General features: G+C 67.2%; 17 protein-coding genes. 10 read left to right on the forward strand and 7 right to left on the reverse strand.

Annotation, left to right across the window (positions count from 1 at the left end):
• Positions 1–765 (reverse strand): apurinic/apyrimidinic endonuclease family protein (locus ON45_RS18615; RefSeq protein ID WP_040495949.1); only part of this gene is annotated, 765 nt, incomplete at its 3' end.
• A gap of 153 nt (positions 766–918) precedes the next feature.
• Between ON45_RS18615 and ON45_RS18620 the strand changes: the two genes are divergently transcribed.
• The 4 genes from ON45_RS18620 to ON45_RS18635 all read left to right on the forward strand — a co-directional run bounded on the left by ON45_RS18620 (position 919) and on the right by ON45_RS18635 (position 5,692).
• Positions 919–2,130 carry an ROK family transcriptional regulator gene (locus ON45_RS18620; RefSeq protein WP_040495951.1) on the forward strand — a complete coding sequence of 404 codons (1,212 nt, stop codon included), beginning with the start codon at positions 919–921 and terminating at the stop codon, positions 2,128–2,130.
• A 131-nt stretch (positions 2,131–2,261) separates the two neighbouring features.
• Positions 2,262–3,455 (forward strand): sugar ABC transporter substrate-binding protein, encoded by a 1,194-nt coding sequence (locus ON45_RS18625; RefSeq protein WP_206537733.1) that lies wholly within the window; start codon positions 2,262–2,264, stop codon positions 3,453–3,455.
• Between the two features lie 117 nt (positions 3,456–3,572).
• Positions 3,573–4,385 (forward strand): ATP-binding cassette domain-containing protein, encoded by an 813-nt coding sequence (locus ON45_RS18630; protein ID WP_241432248.1) that lies wholly within the window; start codon positions 3,573–3,575, stop codon positions 4,383–4,385.
• Between the two features lie 110 nt (positions 4,386–4,495).
• Positions 4,496–5,692 carry a sugar ABC transporter permease gene (locus ON45_RS18635; RefSeq protein WP_051063359.1) on the forward strand — a complete coding sequence of 399 codons (1,197 nt, stop codon included), beginning with the start codon at positions 4,496–4,498 and terminating at the stop codon, positions 5,690–5,692.
• A gap of 34 nt (positions 5,693–5,726) precedes the next feature.
• Here the strand turns inward: ON45_RS18635 and ON45_RS18640 are convergent, their stop codons facing one another.
• From ON45_RS18640 to ON45_RS23240, 4 genes are all read right to left on the reverse strand, one after another.
• The gene (locus ON45_RS18640) at positions 5,727–6,092 is read right to left on the reverse strand and encodes a hypothetical protein (protein ID WP_040495953.1); all 366 of its coding nucleotides are present in this window, start codon (positions 6,090–6,092) and stop codon (positions 5,727–5,729) included.
• A gap of 52 nt (positions 6,093–6,144) precedes the next feature.
• A complete protein-coding gene (locus tag ON45_RS18645) occupies positions 6,145–6,771 on the reverse strand; it encodes an MBL fold metallo-hydrolase (RefSeq protein WP_040495954.1) in 627 nt (208 codons plus the stop codon).
• Positions 6,772–6,806: 35 nt separating this feature from the next.
• Positions 6,807–7,211, reverse strand: a complete 405-nt coding sequence (locus ON45_RS23235) for a PIN domain-containing protein (RefSeq protein WP_040495955.1) — start codon at positions 7,209–7,211, stop codon at positions 6,807–6,809.
• A gap of 106 nt (positions 7,212–7,317) precedes the next feature.
• A complete protein-coding gene (locus tag ON45_RS23240) occupies positions 7,318–7,593 on the reverse strand; it encodes a type II toxin-antitoxin system Phd/YefM family antitoxin (RefSeq protein WP_051063358.1) in 276 nt (91 codons plus the stop codon).
• A gap of 54 nt (positions 7,594–7,647) precedes the next feature.
• Between ON45_RS23240 and ON45_RS18660 the strand changes: the two genes are divergently transcribed.
• Positions 7,648–8,763, forward strand: a complete 1,116-nt coding sequence (locus ON45_RS18660) for an acyl-CoA dehydrogenase family protein (RefSeq protein WP_040495956.1) — start codon at positions 7,648–7,650, stop codon at positions 8,761–8,763.
• A 22-nt stretch (positions 8,764–8,785) separates the two neighbouring features.
• Positions 8,786–9,238 (forward strand): hypothetical protein, encoded by a 453-nt coding sequence (locus tag ON45_RS18665; RefSeq protein ID WP_040495957.1) that lies wholly within the window; start codon positions 8,786–8,788, stop codon positions 9,236–9,238.
• A gap of 26 nt (positions 9,239–9,264) precedes the next feature.
• Here ON45_RS18665 and ON45_RS18670 read toward each other — a convergent pair whose 3' ends face one another.
• Complete coding sequence (locus ON45_RS18670; RefSeq protein ID WP_040495958.1) at positions 9,265–9,651, reverse strand: cupin domain-containing protein; 387 nt, start codon at positions 9,649–9,651, stop codon at positions 9,265–9,267.
• A 72-nt stretch (positions 9,652–9,723) separates the two neighbouring features.
• On the opposite strand from ON45_RS18670, the gene ON45_RS18675 reads away from it, so the two are divergent.
• Genes ON45_RS18675 through ON45_RS18690 form a run of 4 tightly spaced genes read left to right on the forward strand, consistent with a single transcriptional unit; the run spans position 9,724 to position 12,508 of the window.
• Positions 9,724–10,551, forward strand: a complete 828-nt coding sequence (locus ON45_RS18675; RefSeq protein ID WP_040495959.1) for a maleylpyruvate isomerase family mycothiol-dependent enzyme — start codon at positions 9,724–9,726, stop codon at positions 10,549–10,551.
• Between the two features lie 22 nt (positions 10,552–10,573).
• Positions 10,574–11,431: a diacylglycerol/lipid kinase family protein gene (locus tag ON45_RS18680; protein WP_040495960.1), complete on the forward strand. Its 858-nt coding sequence runs from the start codon at positions 10,574–10,576 to the stop codon at positions 11,429–11,431.
• A 40-nt stretch (positions 11,432–11,471) separates the two neighbouring features.
• The gene (locus ON45_RS18685; protein ID WP_040495961.1) at positions 11,472–11,696 is read left to right on the forward strand and encodes a hypothetical protein; all 225 of its coding nucleotides are present in this window, start codon (positions 11,472–11,474) and stop codon (positions 11,694–11,696) included.
• A 35-nt stretch (positions 11,697–11,731) separates the two neighbouring features.
• The gene (locus tag ON45_RS18690; RefSeq protein WP_040495962.1) at positions 11,732–12,508 is read left to right on the forward strand and encodes an alpha/beta hydrolase family protein; all 777 of its coding nucleotides are present in this window, start codon (positions 11,732–11,734) and stop codon (positions 12,506–12,508) included.
• Positions 12,509–12,526: 18 nt separating this feature from the next.
• Here the strand turns inward: ON45_RS18690 and galE are convergent, their stop codons facing one another.
• The gene (gene galE, locus ON45_RS18695; protein ID WP_040495963.1) at positions 12,527–13,528 is read right to left on the reverse strand and encodes a UDP-glucose 4-epimerase GalE; all 1,002 of its coding nucleotides are present in this window, start codon (positions 13,526–13,528) and stop codon (positions 12,527–12,529) included.
• Positions 13,529–13,688 lie beyond the last annotated feature (160 nt).

Genomic DNA, 13,688 nt, shown 5'->3' on the forward strand with positions numbered 1-13,688 from the left:
GTCGTAGTCGTACTGGTGCTTGGTCGGCTCCATCGGCTTGGGCTCGATCAGGATCGTGCCCTCGAACCCGATCGCGTGCTTGTGCTCGACGACCATGTTCATGAAACGGCCGAGCTGGTCGAGCTCGCGCTTCATGTCGGTGTTGAGCAGCGTCTCGTAGCCCTCGCGGCCGCCCCACAGGACGTAGTTGGCGCCGTCGAGTCGCTTCGTCGCTCCCATGCAATGGGCGACCTGCGCCGCCGCGTACCGGAAGAGTTCGGGGTCGGGATTCGTCGCGGCGCCGGCCATGAACCGCGGGTGCGAGAACGCATTCGTCGTGCCCCAGAGCAGCTTCGTGCCGGTGCGCTCCATGTGTTCTGCCGCGACGTCGACCATCTCGTCGAGATTGCGGGCGGATTCGGCGAACGTCGCTCCGGCGGGAGCGATGTCGATGTCGTGGAACGAGAAGAACGGGACGCCGAGCTTCTCGAAGAACTCGAACGCGGCGGCCATCTTCAGCCTCGCGGCCTCCATCGGTTCGAGCGCTGCTGCCGCTCCCGACGCCGTTGCCGGGTTCCACGGTCGGTCGAACGTTCCGGCACCGAAGATGTCCGAGCCGTCCCACGCGAAGCTGTGCCAGTAGCACACGCCGAAGCGGAGATGCTCGGCCATCGTGCGACCGGCCACGACGCGGTCGGCGTCGTACCAGCGGAACGCCAGCGGGTTGTCGGAGTCGGAACCCTCGTACGGGATCGACTCGACGTCGGGAAAGAATGGCGTGGTCATCGGTTGCTCCTCGGCGGGTGGCGAGCTGGTGTGCGGTTCACACGGCCAGGTTTGTCGACTACTCTGACAAATTGACGCAGCACGCGCAAGCGCGTCGCCAGGTCGCGCAGAAGGGCGGTCTGGTTTCGCGCCGACGAAGAGAGCCGAGGGAACGTGGAGACGAACAGCGGATTGCGACCCGCCGACGTGCGGCAGAACAATCTGGCGTCGGTCCTCGGTGTGCTGCGCCGCGGGTCCGCGACGCGTTCGGATCTCGTCGCTGCGACCGGGCTCACGCGCAGCACGATGGCCGGGCTCGTGTCGGAGCTCGCCGAGTTGGGTCTCATCGACGAGGTGTCCTCGGCCGCCACGGGTCGTCCGGGTCGCCCGTCGCCGCTCGTCCGACTCGTGCCGGGAGCCGTCGCAGCGCTGGGCATCGATGTCTCGGTCACCCGTCTGGCCGTGGGCCTCGTCGGACTCGATGGACGCACGATCTCGGTCGTCGAGCGCGAGGGAGACCGAACCGCCGACTCGCCCGAATCCACGGCGGAAGCGGTCGCGGAGATGGCCCAGCGGATCGGTGTCGGCGGTGATGGTGCGCCCATCCTCGTCGGCGTGGGCGCGGCCGTGCCGGGATTGGTGCGTGGGCGTGACGCGCACGTCGTCCTCGCTCCGAACCTCGGCTGGACCGACGTGGCGTTCGCCGACCTCGTTCGTACGGCGATCCACCAGCGCCTGGGGGTTCTGCTCGATGTATCCATCGGGAACGAAGCCGACCTCGGCGCCATGGCGGAGGCTCGCTTCGGAGTCGGGCGACGCGACCGCAACGTTCTCTACGTGCACGGCGACATCGGAGTCGGGGGCTCGATCGTGGTCGACGGCGCGCGCCTTCCGGGGGCGTCGGGCTATGCCGGTGAGATCGGCCACATGCCGGTCAACCCCAACGGTGGGCGGTGCCGATGCGGGTCCGTCGGCTGCTGGGAGACCGAGATCGGCGAACGCGTTCTGCTGGAACGCGCCGGGCTCGATCCGAACTCGGGGAACTCCGGGGTCAAGAAGCTGGTCGTCGCGGCGGAGGGCGGTGAGCAACGCGCCTTGGACGCGCTCGCCGAGAACGGTCGGTGGCTCGGCGTCGGACTGGCCGGGCTGATCAACATCCTCGACCCTGGGCTGGTCGTCATCGGGGGACTGTTCGGGCCGCTGATGCCCTACATGTCCGACGCGCTCGACGCAGAACTCGTCGCCCGGCGATTCGGTCCGGACGAGCGAGTGGCATCGGTGGTCGCTGCCGAGATGGGGACCGACGCCCTCCTGATCGGGGCTGCCGAACTCGCGTTGACGCCGGCGCTCGCCGATCCGGCGGGTTGGCTGACAATTGGTGGTTGACAAGCAGGTCCGAATGTCCCACACTGAGATCCACATTTGTTGACGGCTCGTACAAACGTGCGGGCGGGACAGGTGAACTCGGTCGAGGGGGAACTCGGCCGCACGACTCCAGAGGGGGAGACATGAAGAAGATGACCCGCACCGTTGTGGTGATGGCCGGAGCGTTGTCGCTCGTGGCATCGGCATGCGGCAGTGATGACGACAGTGGCTCGAGCGACAGTGAGACCGAAACGGAGGGCAGTGAAGCGGCCGCCGACGACTCGGGTGACGAAGCGGCCACCGACGACACCGCGGCAGCCGACGACGCCGAAGGTGACGACGCTGCAGCTGACGAAGAGGGAGGCGACGAAGCGGCCGCCGGTGGGGGCAAGGCGGGCTTCATCCTGCCCGACTCCGCATCGTCGGTTCGCTGGGAGTCGTTCGACCGTCCGCTGATCGAGCAGGCCTGTGCCGACGCCGGGATCGAGTGTGTCATCCAGAACGCCGAAGGTGACAAGAACGAGATGGCGACGATCGCCGACCAGATGATCGCCGAAGGCGTCGGGGTGCTGGCGATCGTGAACCTCGACTCCGAGTCGGGTGCCGCGATCCAGGAGAAGGCAGCCGCTGCCGGTGTCGCGAACATCGACTACGACCGCCTCACGCTCGGCGGTTCCGCCGACGTGTACGTCTCGTTCGACAACGTCGCCGTGGGCACCGCCCAGGGTGAGGGAATCATCGAGTGCATGGGCGGCGACGTCGAGGGCAAGAAGATCATCCAGCTCCACGGTTCGCCGACCGACAACAACGCCACGCTGTTCAAGCAGGGCTACCAGGACGCGATCGCCGACAGCGGCATCGAGACCGTCGGTGAGGAAGCGGTTCCGGACTGGGACAACGCTCAGGGTGGCGTGATCTTCGAGCAGCTGCTCACCGCCGCGAACGGTGAGATCGACGGTGTGCTCGTCGCCAACGACGGACTGTCGCTCGCTGCCCAGTCGGTGCTCGCCGACTCCGGCCTGCAGGTTCCGACCACCGGTCAGGACGCCACGTTGGAAGGCCTGCGGGCGATCCTCGAGGGCAACCAGTGCATGACGGTGTACAAGCCGGTCATCGAAGAGGCCACGGGAGCGGTCACCGCTGCCGCGGCGCTGCTCGCCGGCGAGGCGCCGGACACCGACGCCACCATCGACAACGAGAACGGTGAGATCCCGTACATCCAGGCCGAGGTCCAGCCGATCTTCTTCGACGACGTGAAGATCCCGGCGGCCGACGGCTTCGTCGATGTTGCCGAGCTCTGCGCCGGCCTCGAAGACGCCTGCACCGAGGCCGGCGTCGAACAGTGATGCACCTCACGCGGCTGCGACATCGAGCCGTGTGACAGTCTGTGCCGACTCGGCCCGCCTGCGGGTGGGTCGGGTCGGCACCTTCGCGTGACGACGTGTTCTGAGGGGGACGAATTCGTGAATCAACCATCAGGGGTGCTGGACGGGTCGGCGGCCGATCCGGGTCCGCCGCTGCTCCATGCCGACGGGCTGAACAAGAGTTTCGGCCCGGTCCAGGTGTTGCACGACGTGGACTTCCGGGTCTATCCGGGCCAGGTCACCGCGTTGATCGGTGACAACGGTGCCGGCAAGTCGACGCTCGTCAAGTGCATCGCCGGGATCCACGCGATCGACGCCGGAGTGATCCGGTTCGATGGGGCCGAGGCGCACATCGACGACCCGAAGGCCGCGACGGCGCTCGGGATCAAGGTGGTGTACCAGGACCTCGCGCTGTGCGAGAACCTCGACATCGTCCAGAACATGTTCCTCGGCCGCGAGCTCACCAAGCGTGGTGTGCTCGACGAGCACGCGATGGAACAGGCGGCGCGCGAGACGCTCGCCTCGCTCGGTGTGCGGACGGTCAAGAGTGTCCGCCAGCAGGTGTCGTCGCTGTCGGGCGGTCAACGTCAGACCGTGGCGATCGCCAAGGCGGTGCTCGGCAATGCGCAGTTGGTCGTGCTCGACGAGCCGACCGCGGCGCTCGGCGTCGCACAGACCGAACAGGTTCTCGACCTGGTGAAGCGACTGGCCGGCAACGGGGTCGCGGTCGTGCTCATCAGCCACAACATGAACGACGTGCTCGAGGTCGCCGACCGGGTGAGCGCGATGTACCTCGGGCGGATCGCAGCCGACCTCCCGAACGACGACACGATGACCCGCGAGAGTCTCGTGCAGCTGATCACGTCCGGTCGTGCCGGCGACATCGGCCTCACCGAAGGGATCACCGAATGAGCTCCACCGAGAGCGGCGCCGACGTCGCACCGGTCGTCGAACCACCCGTCGGTGGTCAGGCGCTCACCGACTTCGCTCTGGACGAGGGCCCCGCCGACCTGAAAGGTGCGATGCGTGCGTCGTTCGACCGGATTCGCGGCGGCGAGCTCGGTTCGATTCCCGCGGTGCTGGCGATCATCGTCCTCGTCGCGATCTTCGGCCTGACGCGGCCCGACAGCTTCCTGTCGAAACTCAACTTCGCGAACTTCCTGGAGCAGGCGTCGTCGATCATCGTGATCGCGATGGCGGTCACGTTCGTCCTGCTGCTCGGCGAGATCGACCTCGCCGCCGGCTACACGGCGGGCGTCGCCGGGGCGGTGTTGGCGACGCGACTCCAGGCCGACTGGCCGTTGATCCCGGCGGCCGGGATGTCGATGCTCGTCGCGCTCGCGCTGGGTGTGTTCACCGGCTTCATGGTGGCGAAGGTGGGGATTCCATCGTTCGTCGTGACGTTGGCGAACGTCTTGCTGTTCCAGGGCATCCTGCTGCTGCTCGTCCGTGAGGGCGGCAGTGTGCGGATCCAGAGCGAGGCGGTCAACGACCTCGTCGGGGGTGCGCTGAGCCCCGGATTGTCGTGGCTCGTGTCGGCGATCGGCGTCGGTCTCTTCGCACTCTCACAAGTGCGTCGTCAGCGCGAATCTCACGGCGCGATACCGATGTCACTCGTGTGGTTGCGGGTCGGTTTCGCCGTGGTGCTCGTCGGCGTGATCACGTTCGTGCTCAACCAGAACCGGGCGTTCGCGAACGCCCCGGCACCGATCAAGGGCATGCCGATCGTGATCCCGGTGCTCGCCGTGATGGTCGTCGTGCTGTCGTTCGTGCTCAGCCGAACGGCATACGGACGGCATCTGTACGCGGTCGGAGGCAACGCTGAAGCGGCCCGACGGGCCGGCATCAACGTGCAGCGGCTGCGCCTCTCGGCATTCGCCGTGACCGGTGTGATCGCCGGCATCGGCGGTTGGTTCCTGGCGTCGCGGGTCAACTCCGTCGATGCGAACACCGGTGCCAACGACACACTGCTGCTCGCAGTCGGCGCGGCCGTCATCGGTGGTACGTCACTGTTCGGTGGCCGTGGTCGGATGGTGAACGCCGTGCTCGGTGGGTTGGTGCTCGCACTGATCCCGAACGGCCTCGGACTCGTCGGCAAGACGACGTTGCTCGGTTACGACATCGACTTCAGCAGCTCCGGCGTGAAGTTCATCGCCTCCGGCGTGGCCCTGCTCGCTGCCTCGTCCGTCGACGCCCTCAGCCGCAAACGCACCACCTGAGGAATGAGGGTCGGTGTCGATCACCAACCCTCGTTCACGCGTCGCGGAGGTCTTCCTTCCACGCGCGAAAGCGATCGTGCGTGGTGCCGCTCGGGCCGACGCCTTCGGCAGTTCCATCGGGGAACAGCCGCAACGTGTACTCGGCGCCGGTCGTGTTATGGGCGGCCCAGTAGCGGGCGTCGCCGTGCTTGGCGGGTCCGGCACGCCAGAGGATCCACGGTCCGATCCGCCGCTTGTACTCGGCGACGGGGGAGTCGGTCAGATCGTCGCCGAGCTCCAGCAACGAGTCCGGAGCCTCGATCCATGCCGTCGCGGGGACGTTGCGATCACGGATCGGTGTCGGTGGGAGCTCGGCGGTGTGGATCGGCGTGTCGTCGATCGGCCGCTCGTCGTACCTCACCCTGCAGCCTCATCCGGTGTCAGGCACCCGATGGCGCAGCGCTGAATCAAGCTCACCAGCCGCGTTCGATCCATTCCTCGAGGTGTGGGCGTTCGGTGCCGATCGTGGTGTCGAGGCCGTGGCCGGGGAGGACGATCGTGTCGTCGGGGAACGTGAACAGGCGGTCGGTGATCGAGCGGATGATCGTGTCGAAGTCGGCGTCGTCGAAGCTGGTGTTGCCCGGACCGCCGGGAAAGAGAGTGTCGCCGGTGAAGAGCAGCGGGGTGTCGGCGAGATCGAACGAGATCGACCCGGGCGTGTGCCCCGGGTTGTGGATCGCGTGGAAGCGGAGCTTGCCGATCTCGATCACCTCGGTGTCGTCGAGGAACACGTCGTATCCGACGTCGGCGAGCTTCGGCGCGTCGAGCTTGGTGACGGCGACTTCGTAGCCGGCCTCGCGCATCGCCGGCACCGCCTGGATGTGGTCCCAGTGGCCGTGGGTTTCGAGCACGCGGGTGACGCCGAGTCGCTGGCACAGTTCGAGGAGTTGCTCGTGCTCGTTCGCTGCGTCGATCAAGACCGCCTCGCCCGTCCGTGTGCACCGGACGATGAACACGTTGTTCTCGACCGGCCCGACGACCACCTTGTGGACCTCGACGTCGGCGTTCGACCAGTGGAGCGTGTTCGTCGGTGCTGCCATGTTTCCAGTCTGGCAGGCGGGCGTGGCCCGCGGCGTCAGGTGCTGACGACGTCGAAGTCGAGGCCGAGGGCGACGCCGATGTGGGTGGGGTCGAACGTGACGAAGTGGATGGGCCGGGGGAGACGGTCGGCGGCCGAGAAGTGGATCGCGTCGCTGAGCCGGACCGGCTGCGACCGGGCGAGCGCGGCGGCGCCGTCGAGACAACGTTGATCGACCGGCACGACGTGGAGGTGATCCCACACGAGGCGGATCACGTCCTCGAGATCGGCGCGTCCGAAGCGGTCGTCGACGAGCCGATCGATCGCCGGCAGTGCCTCGGTGAGCGCCATCGCCGACGCCGCCCACACGTCGTCCGTCGCAAACGCGTCCAGTACGACCTTCCGCTGCGGCCCGTCGATCGCCACCGCCAGCAACGCCGACGTGTCGAGCACCACCGTCACGCCGCGCCCTCCGTTCCCACCCCGTGTTCTCGTCGCGTTGCGGCCCGGAATCCGGGCAGATCCGCGACGGGAACGCAGGTGGAGGGTGGTGCGGGGGAGTGGACAGTCATCCGCGGAGCTCGCGCAGGACCTGGTCGACGCGGACTCCGGCGAACACCGGGACCGGGTCGGGGGCGCGGAACTCGCTGGTGCGACGTGGGGGGAGGACGGCGCCGGACCCGATGAGGCGTTCGAGCGCCGGTGCGTCTGCGTCGAGCGGACCGAGTTGCGCGACCGGACGTCCACTGCGGGTGACGACGGTGCGTTCGCCGGCTGCGGCGCGCCGCACGGCATCGGTCAACTCCGCACGCAGTTCACGGATTCCGCTCGAACGAGTGTCCACAAGTGTACACAAGCAGATTTGGGATTGCGATGCAACCCCGGCACAATCTCCTCCATGAACTTTGCATTCACCGAAGAGCAGGAAGAACTGCGCAACACCGTTCGTGCGTTCCTCGAGAACAAGTCGTCCGAGGAAGCCGTGCGCGAGCAGATGGAGACCGAGGACGGCTACGACCCCGCGGTCTGGCAGCAGATGGGCGAGCAGATGGGTCTCCAGGGCCTGGCGATCCCCGAGGAGTTCGGCGGATCCGGCTACAGCTTCGTCGAGCTCGGCATCGTGCTCGAGGAGATGGGCCGTGCGCTGTTGTGCGCCCCGTTCTTCTCGACCGCCGTCCTCGCCGCGAACACGCTGATCCACTCCGGTGACGACGCCGCCAAGCAGGCCCACCTCCCCGGCATCGCATCCGGCGAGACCATCGCCACCGTCGCCTACGTCGAGCCCTCGGGCAAGTGGGACGAATCCGGCATCACGATGGAAGCCTCCGGTTCGGGCAGCGACGTGACGCTGAGCGGCACCAAGTCGTTCGTGATCGACGGCCACGTCGCCAACCTGATCATCGTCGCCGCCAAGTCCGGCGCCGGCACGAGCCTCTACGCCGTGCAGGGCGACGCATCGGGCCTGACCCGCACGTCCCTGTCCACGATGGACCAGACCCGCAAGCAGGCCAAGCTCGACTTCGACAACACGCCCGCCACGCTCATCGGTGAGGACGGCAAGGGCTGGGACATCCTCTCGACCGTGCTCGACCTCGTCGCCGTCGGCCTCGCCGCCGAGCAGGTCGGCGGAGCGCAGATGGTGCTCGAGCAGGCGGTCGAGTACGCCAAGGTGCGCGTGCAGTTCGGTCGTCCGATCGGTTCGTTCCAGGCGATCAAGCACAAGTGCGCCGACATGCTGCTCGAGGTCGAGTCGGCCAAGTCCGCCGCCTACTACGGCCTGTGGTGCGCCGCCGAGATGAACGACGAGCTCGCCTCGACCGCATCGCTCGCCAAGGCGTACTGCTCGGAGGCGTACTTCCACGCCGCAGCCGAGAACATCCAGATCCACGGTGGCATCGGCTTCACCTGGGAGCACCCGGCGCACCTCTACTTCAAGCGTGCGAAGAGCTCCGAGCTGATGTTCGGTGACCCGACGTTCCACCGCGAGCAGCTCGCACAGCGCATCGGGATCTGATCCCCCAGTACCGTAGGGAGCGATGCTCCTGATCTTCATCATCGTGGCGGCGATCGCAGTGTTTGCGATCGCCGCCGTGGTGATCGGCCGTGAAGCGCACCGCCTCGACGCGGTGGCACCACGGGCGGTGTACCGCCTCGACGAGGCAACCGATTTCGTGTGCGACCGACTCCCGGTCGAGAGCCAGGCCCGCCTGACCCCCGGTGAGGTCGAGCAGCTGCTGATGTTCCACATGCAGTGGCTCCACGCGCAGGGCCTCCAGCCCGACAAGGTGGTCGATCAGCGTCAGGCGATCGACGAACAGGTCGTGGTGACCGAGGATGCGTTGACCGCGTATCTGATCGGTGAATCCGAACGCAACGACGTCGACCTGCTCGATGACGTCGACGCGGTCAACGTCGTCGAAGCGCACCTGGAGTACTTCGAGGCGATCGGCGCGATCGGACCGCAGGCCCCTCTCGACGACGTGCTCTGATGGGCGGTCCGGGCGCTGGGACTGACTCAGTGCCGGTGGCTGTCCGGCATCCCCAGACGTTCGACGGTGTCGTTCTCGAAATCGAACTGGATCAAGACGACCGGTTCGTCACCGACCACCCATGTGTCGTGACCCGGTTCGATGCAGACGGCCTGCGGCGCGACGAAATCGAACGTGCAGCCGTCCGGGTACTCGCCGGCGAGACGACCCTGCGCGATGAACCCGACGTGCGCGTGCATGCAGAACTCGGTGCCCACGACAGGCTTGACGTGCTGTGACCAGCGCCCACCGACGCCGTAGACCAGTCGCTTGATCCGGACGGGACCGGCGGTCATGACGTCGATCTCCATGCCGGCGAAGCTCTGGTGGGTTGCGCCCTCGATCGGGCCCATGACCGTGTCGGGTTCACTCATGTCCCAACACTACGACTCCGCCGGGAGCGGTCGAACCACCGGCGCTCCTGCCCGACGTGCTGTGATGGTGGGATGACGTCGATCGTTCCGAAGGACCGAACCATTGCCGCACTCGGAGAGTTGTGGGCATCGATCACCGATCTGCTCGAAGGTCTGGACGACACGCAATGGTCGCTTCCATCCCCGTTGCCCGGCTGGAACGTGCAGGACAACGTCGCGCACCTCATCGGGACCGAGGCGATGCTGCTCGGAGTGGAGAACCCGTCGGTCACGGTCGACCGTGAGGCTTCGTCCCACGTGCGCAACGACATCGGTGAATTCAACGAGGTGTGGGTCCAGCACCTGCACGCAAGCCCGCCGAACGACGTGCTCGCGCTCTTCCGCGAGTACACCTCGGCTCGACTCGCCGCACTCGCCGCGATGACCCAGGACGAGTGGGACGCGGAATCGTTCACACCGGCGGGTCGTGACACGTACGGCCGGTTCATGCAGATCCGCGTCTTCGACTGCTGGCTGCACGAGCAGGACATCCGCGACGCGGTCGGCGTGCCGGGGCACGAGGCGGGTCTCGCGGTCGAGGTCACCCTCGACGAGATGGAGACCGCGATGGGCTTCGTGGTGGGCAAGCGTGCTGGGGCGGTCGACGGTCAGTCGGTCACGTTCGCGTTGACGGACGACGGAGCGATCGTCCGTTGGATCCACGTCGCGGTCGACGGACGCGCGGCTGTCGTGCCCGCACTCGATGCTCCGGCGACGACGACGATCACGCTGCCGGTCGGTGTGATGACGCGCCGTTGCGCCGGGCGGGTCGATGCCGCGACGGTCGCAGGGGAGATCGACGTTTCCGGAGACGTCGAACTGGGCACATCGGTCCTCGATGCCCTCACCTACACCATCTGAGCCGGACACCAGGCGGGTTGTCGTGGTCTCCCGACCCGACGACGAGGTCGCCGGTCGGTTCGTCGACGCGCTCGGGCGGCGCGGGCTGAGGGTCGAGCATGTGACGGTCGACGATCCCCACGCAGTGGTTGCCGCTGCCGCCGACGCGGCGAGAACCGGCTCGACGGCGGTGTGCTCGGTCGGCGGCGACGGATCCGTCAACCTGGTCGCCCAGGGACTGCTGTCCGTCGACGATCACGACACGGTGCTCGCACCCGTTCCGAACGGCACCGTCAACCTCGTCAACCACGTACTCGATCTCGACACGCCGGATGACACGATCGCCGCGCTCGACGCGCAGCGGAGCCGTTCCATCGACGTCGGAGAAACCGAGGCCGGGGTCTTCGTGCTCAACGCCTCGAGCGGGTACGACGCCGCGGTGATCGGTGATGGGGAGGATCACAGCGATTCGATGCTGGGCCGGGTTCGGTTCCTGGTCGAGGGAGCGCGCCGCCTTCGTCGAGACGAGCCGGTTCCGGTCACCGTGACGTGCGACGGTCACGAATTGTTCGCCGGTCGGGCGATGAGTGTGCTCGTGTTGAACTTCGGCCAGCGCGGCGGCGAGAGCTTCGACGTCGCACCCGACGCACGGTTTGACGACGGTGTCCTGGACGTGGTGGTGGTGCGAACCGGCTCGCTCTGGCGAACCGTCGTGGACCTCGCACGACTCGCCGTCGGTCGTCAGGTCGCACCGGCGGACATGGTCCGTGCGCAGGCGACGACGGTCGAGGTCGCGTGGGACCGACCTGTTGCGACACAGCGGGATGGCGACGTCGACGAGCCGGGTGACCGGCTGACCTACGCGGTCCGCCCGGGAGCGCTCCGCATCCTCCACGCCTGAGCGGGGTCGTCGACCCATGGCTCGGATACGATCGAGTTCGATGGATCATCATCCGAAGTTCGAAGGCTTCCGCTTCATCGGCGACAAGCGGACGCAGCTGGTCTACGACCTCACCACGTGGGAGGACGACGACGTCGTGAACGAACTCGTCGACGCGGGCGTCGGTCTCGGGTTCGGACCCGACACGCTGGACGAGGCGCGCAACCGGGGATACACCCTCGCCACTCCCGGCAAGAAGCGCATGTTGCGCACGCCGCGATCTTGAGCTGAGCGGATTCGAGGGTCGCTGCGATGCCGGGCATGGACTCCACGTTCGTCTCGAACGGACTGGAACTGGCGTGCCACATCGGACGACCTCCCGGCGATGTGCAGCCCGGACCCGGGGTGATCCTGTGTCACGGGTTCCCGATCGAGACCCTCGACGCGGAGCGGTCGGCCGGCACGTTCCCGCAGCTGATGGACCGGATGGCCAGCACGCTCGGCTGTGTGACGCTCACCTTCAACTTCCGCGGCTGTGGCAACAGCGAGGGCGACTTCTCGCTCCAGGGTTGGATCGACGATCTGCGCGCGGCGATCTCGCATCTGTTGACGGTCAGCGATCCGAGCGGGGTGATCCTGGTCGGCACCAACACCGGCGGCTCGATCGCCGTGTGCGTCGGCGCCGACGACCCCCGAGTGGCCGCGGTCGGCCTGCTCAGCCCGCGGGCCGACTTCGACGACTGGGCGCAGCACCCGCGTCGGTTTCTCGAGCACGCCCGCGAGATCGGTGCGATCCACGACCGCAAGTTCCCGGCGTCGACCGACGAGTGGGCACGCGAGTTCCGCCGGTTCCGTCCGGTCGCCTCGGCCCGCCGGTTCGCACCGCGCCCGATGCTGGTGATGCACGGTGACGAGGACGACAGCGTTCCAGTGTCAGACGCCCGGCAACTCGTGAACGCCCACGGCGATGCAGAGCTCAGCTTGCTCGAAGGTGCCGGCCACCGGCTCCGTCACGACCCGCGAGCGATTGCGATCCTGCTCGGCTGGCTCGACCGCATGCGCTCGGTTCAGCATCACCCCAGCGCAGCGGCCGGCTGAACGGTCGGCAGGAATCCGTCAGCGGCCGGCATCGACCTGGCTGAGGTGCCAGGCGTACGCCGTGTCGACGATCTCGCGGAGTCCGTACTGCGCTCGCCATCCGAGTGCTTCCAGCGCGAGGGTCGGGTCGGCGAAGGTGGTGACGGGATCGCCGGCTCTGCGTGGTGCGATGTCGTACGGCACGGGTTGGCCTGCCACTTCGGCGGTGGCGTTCACGACGTCGAGCACCGACGACCCGACGCCGGTCCCGACGTTGATCGCGACGGTGTCGCCTCCTCGTCCGAGGTAGTCGAGAGCGCGAACGTGGGCGTCGGCCAGATCGGCGACGTGGATGTAGTCGCGGATGCAGGTGCCGTCGGGCGTGTCGTAGTCGTTGCCGAACACCTTCAGGCGTCGGTCGTCCAAGAGCAACGCCTTCATCGCCAGCGGGACGAGATTCTGGGAGTACGTCCAGTCCTCGCCGATCCGCCCGTCGAAACTCGCTCCGGCGGCGTTGAAGTAGCGGAGGCTGACCGAACGGAGATCACTGGTGTGGCCGTACCAGTACAGGATCCGCTCGACCATCGCCTTCGACTCGGCGTACACCGACTCGGGTCGGATCGGTGCGTCTTCGGTCACCGGTACCACGTCGGGCGTTCCGTTCACCGAGCAGGACGAGGAGAAGACGACGTGGTTCACTCCGGAAGCCATGCAGGCTTCGACGAGATCGACCGTGCCGGCCACGTTGTTGCGCCAGTACTTCGCTGGGCTGTCCATGGACTCGCCGACCGCCTTGTAGGCGGCGAAGTGGACGAGTTGGGTCACGCCGTGCTCGTTGCACGTCGCGGTGACCAGATCCCGATCGTGGATGTCGCCGACGACCAGTGGTGCGTCGATCACCGCCTCACGACGACCCAACTCGAGGGAGTCGAGCACGACGACGTCGCGACCGGCATCGCGAAGCGAGCGAACGGTGTGCGATCCGATGAACCCGGCACCGCCGGTGACGAGCACGGTTCCGTCGACAGCGTGGTGGTTCATCGGGCAGAGAACCTAGCGCGGGGGCGGAACGATCGCCGGTCCGGACCACGACCGGTTCGAACCGGGTCAGTCGTAGTAGAGGATCTCATCGGCGCCGGTTCCGTCGAGGTCGATGTCGGTGATCGAGGACCACCCGCGTCGGAAGTTGTAGTCGGCGATG

This window comes from Ilumatobacter nonamiensis YM16-303, from assembly GCF_000350145.1.
Lineage (GTDB): Bacteria > Actinomycetota > Acidimicrobiia > Acidimicrobiales > Ilumatobacteraceae > Ilumatobacter_A > Ilumatobacter_A nonamiensis.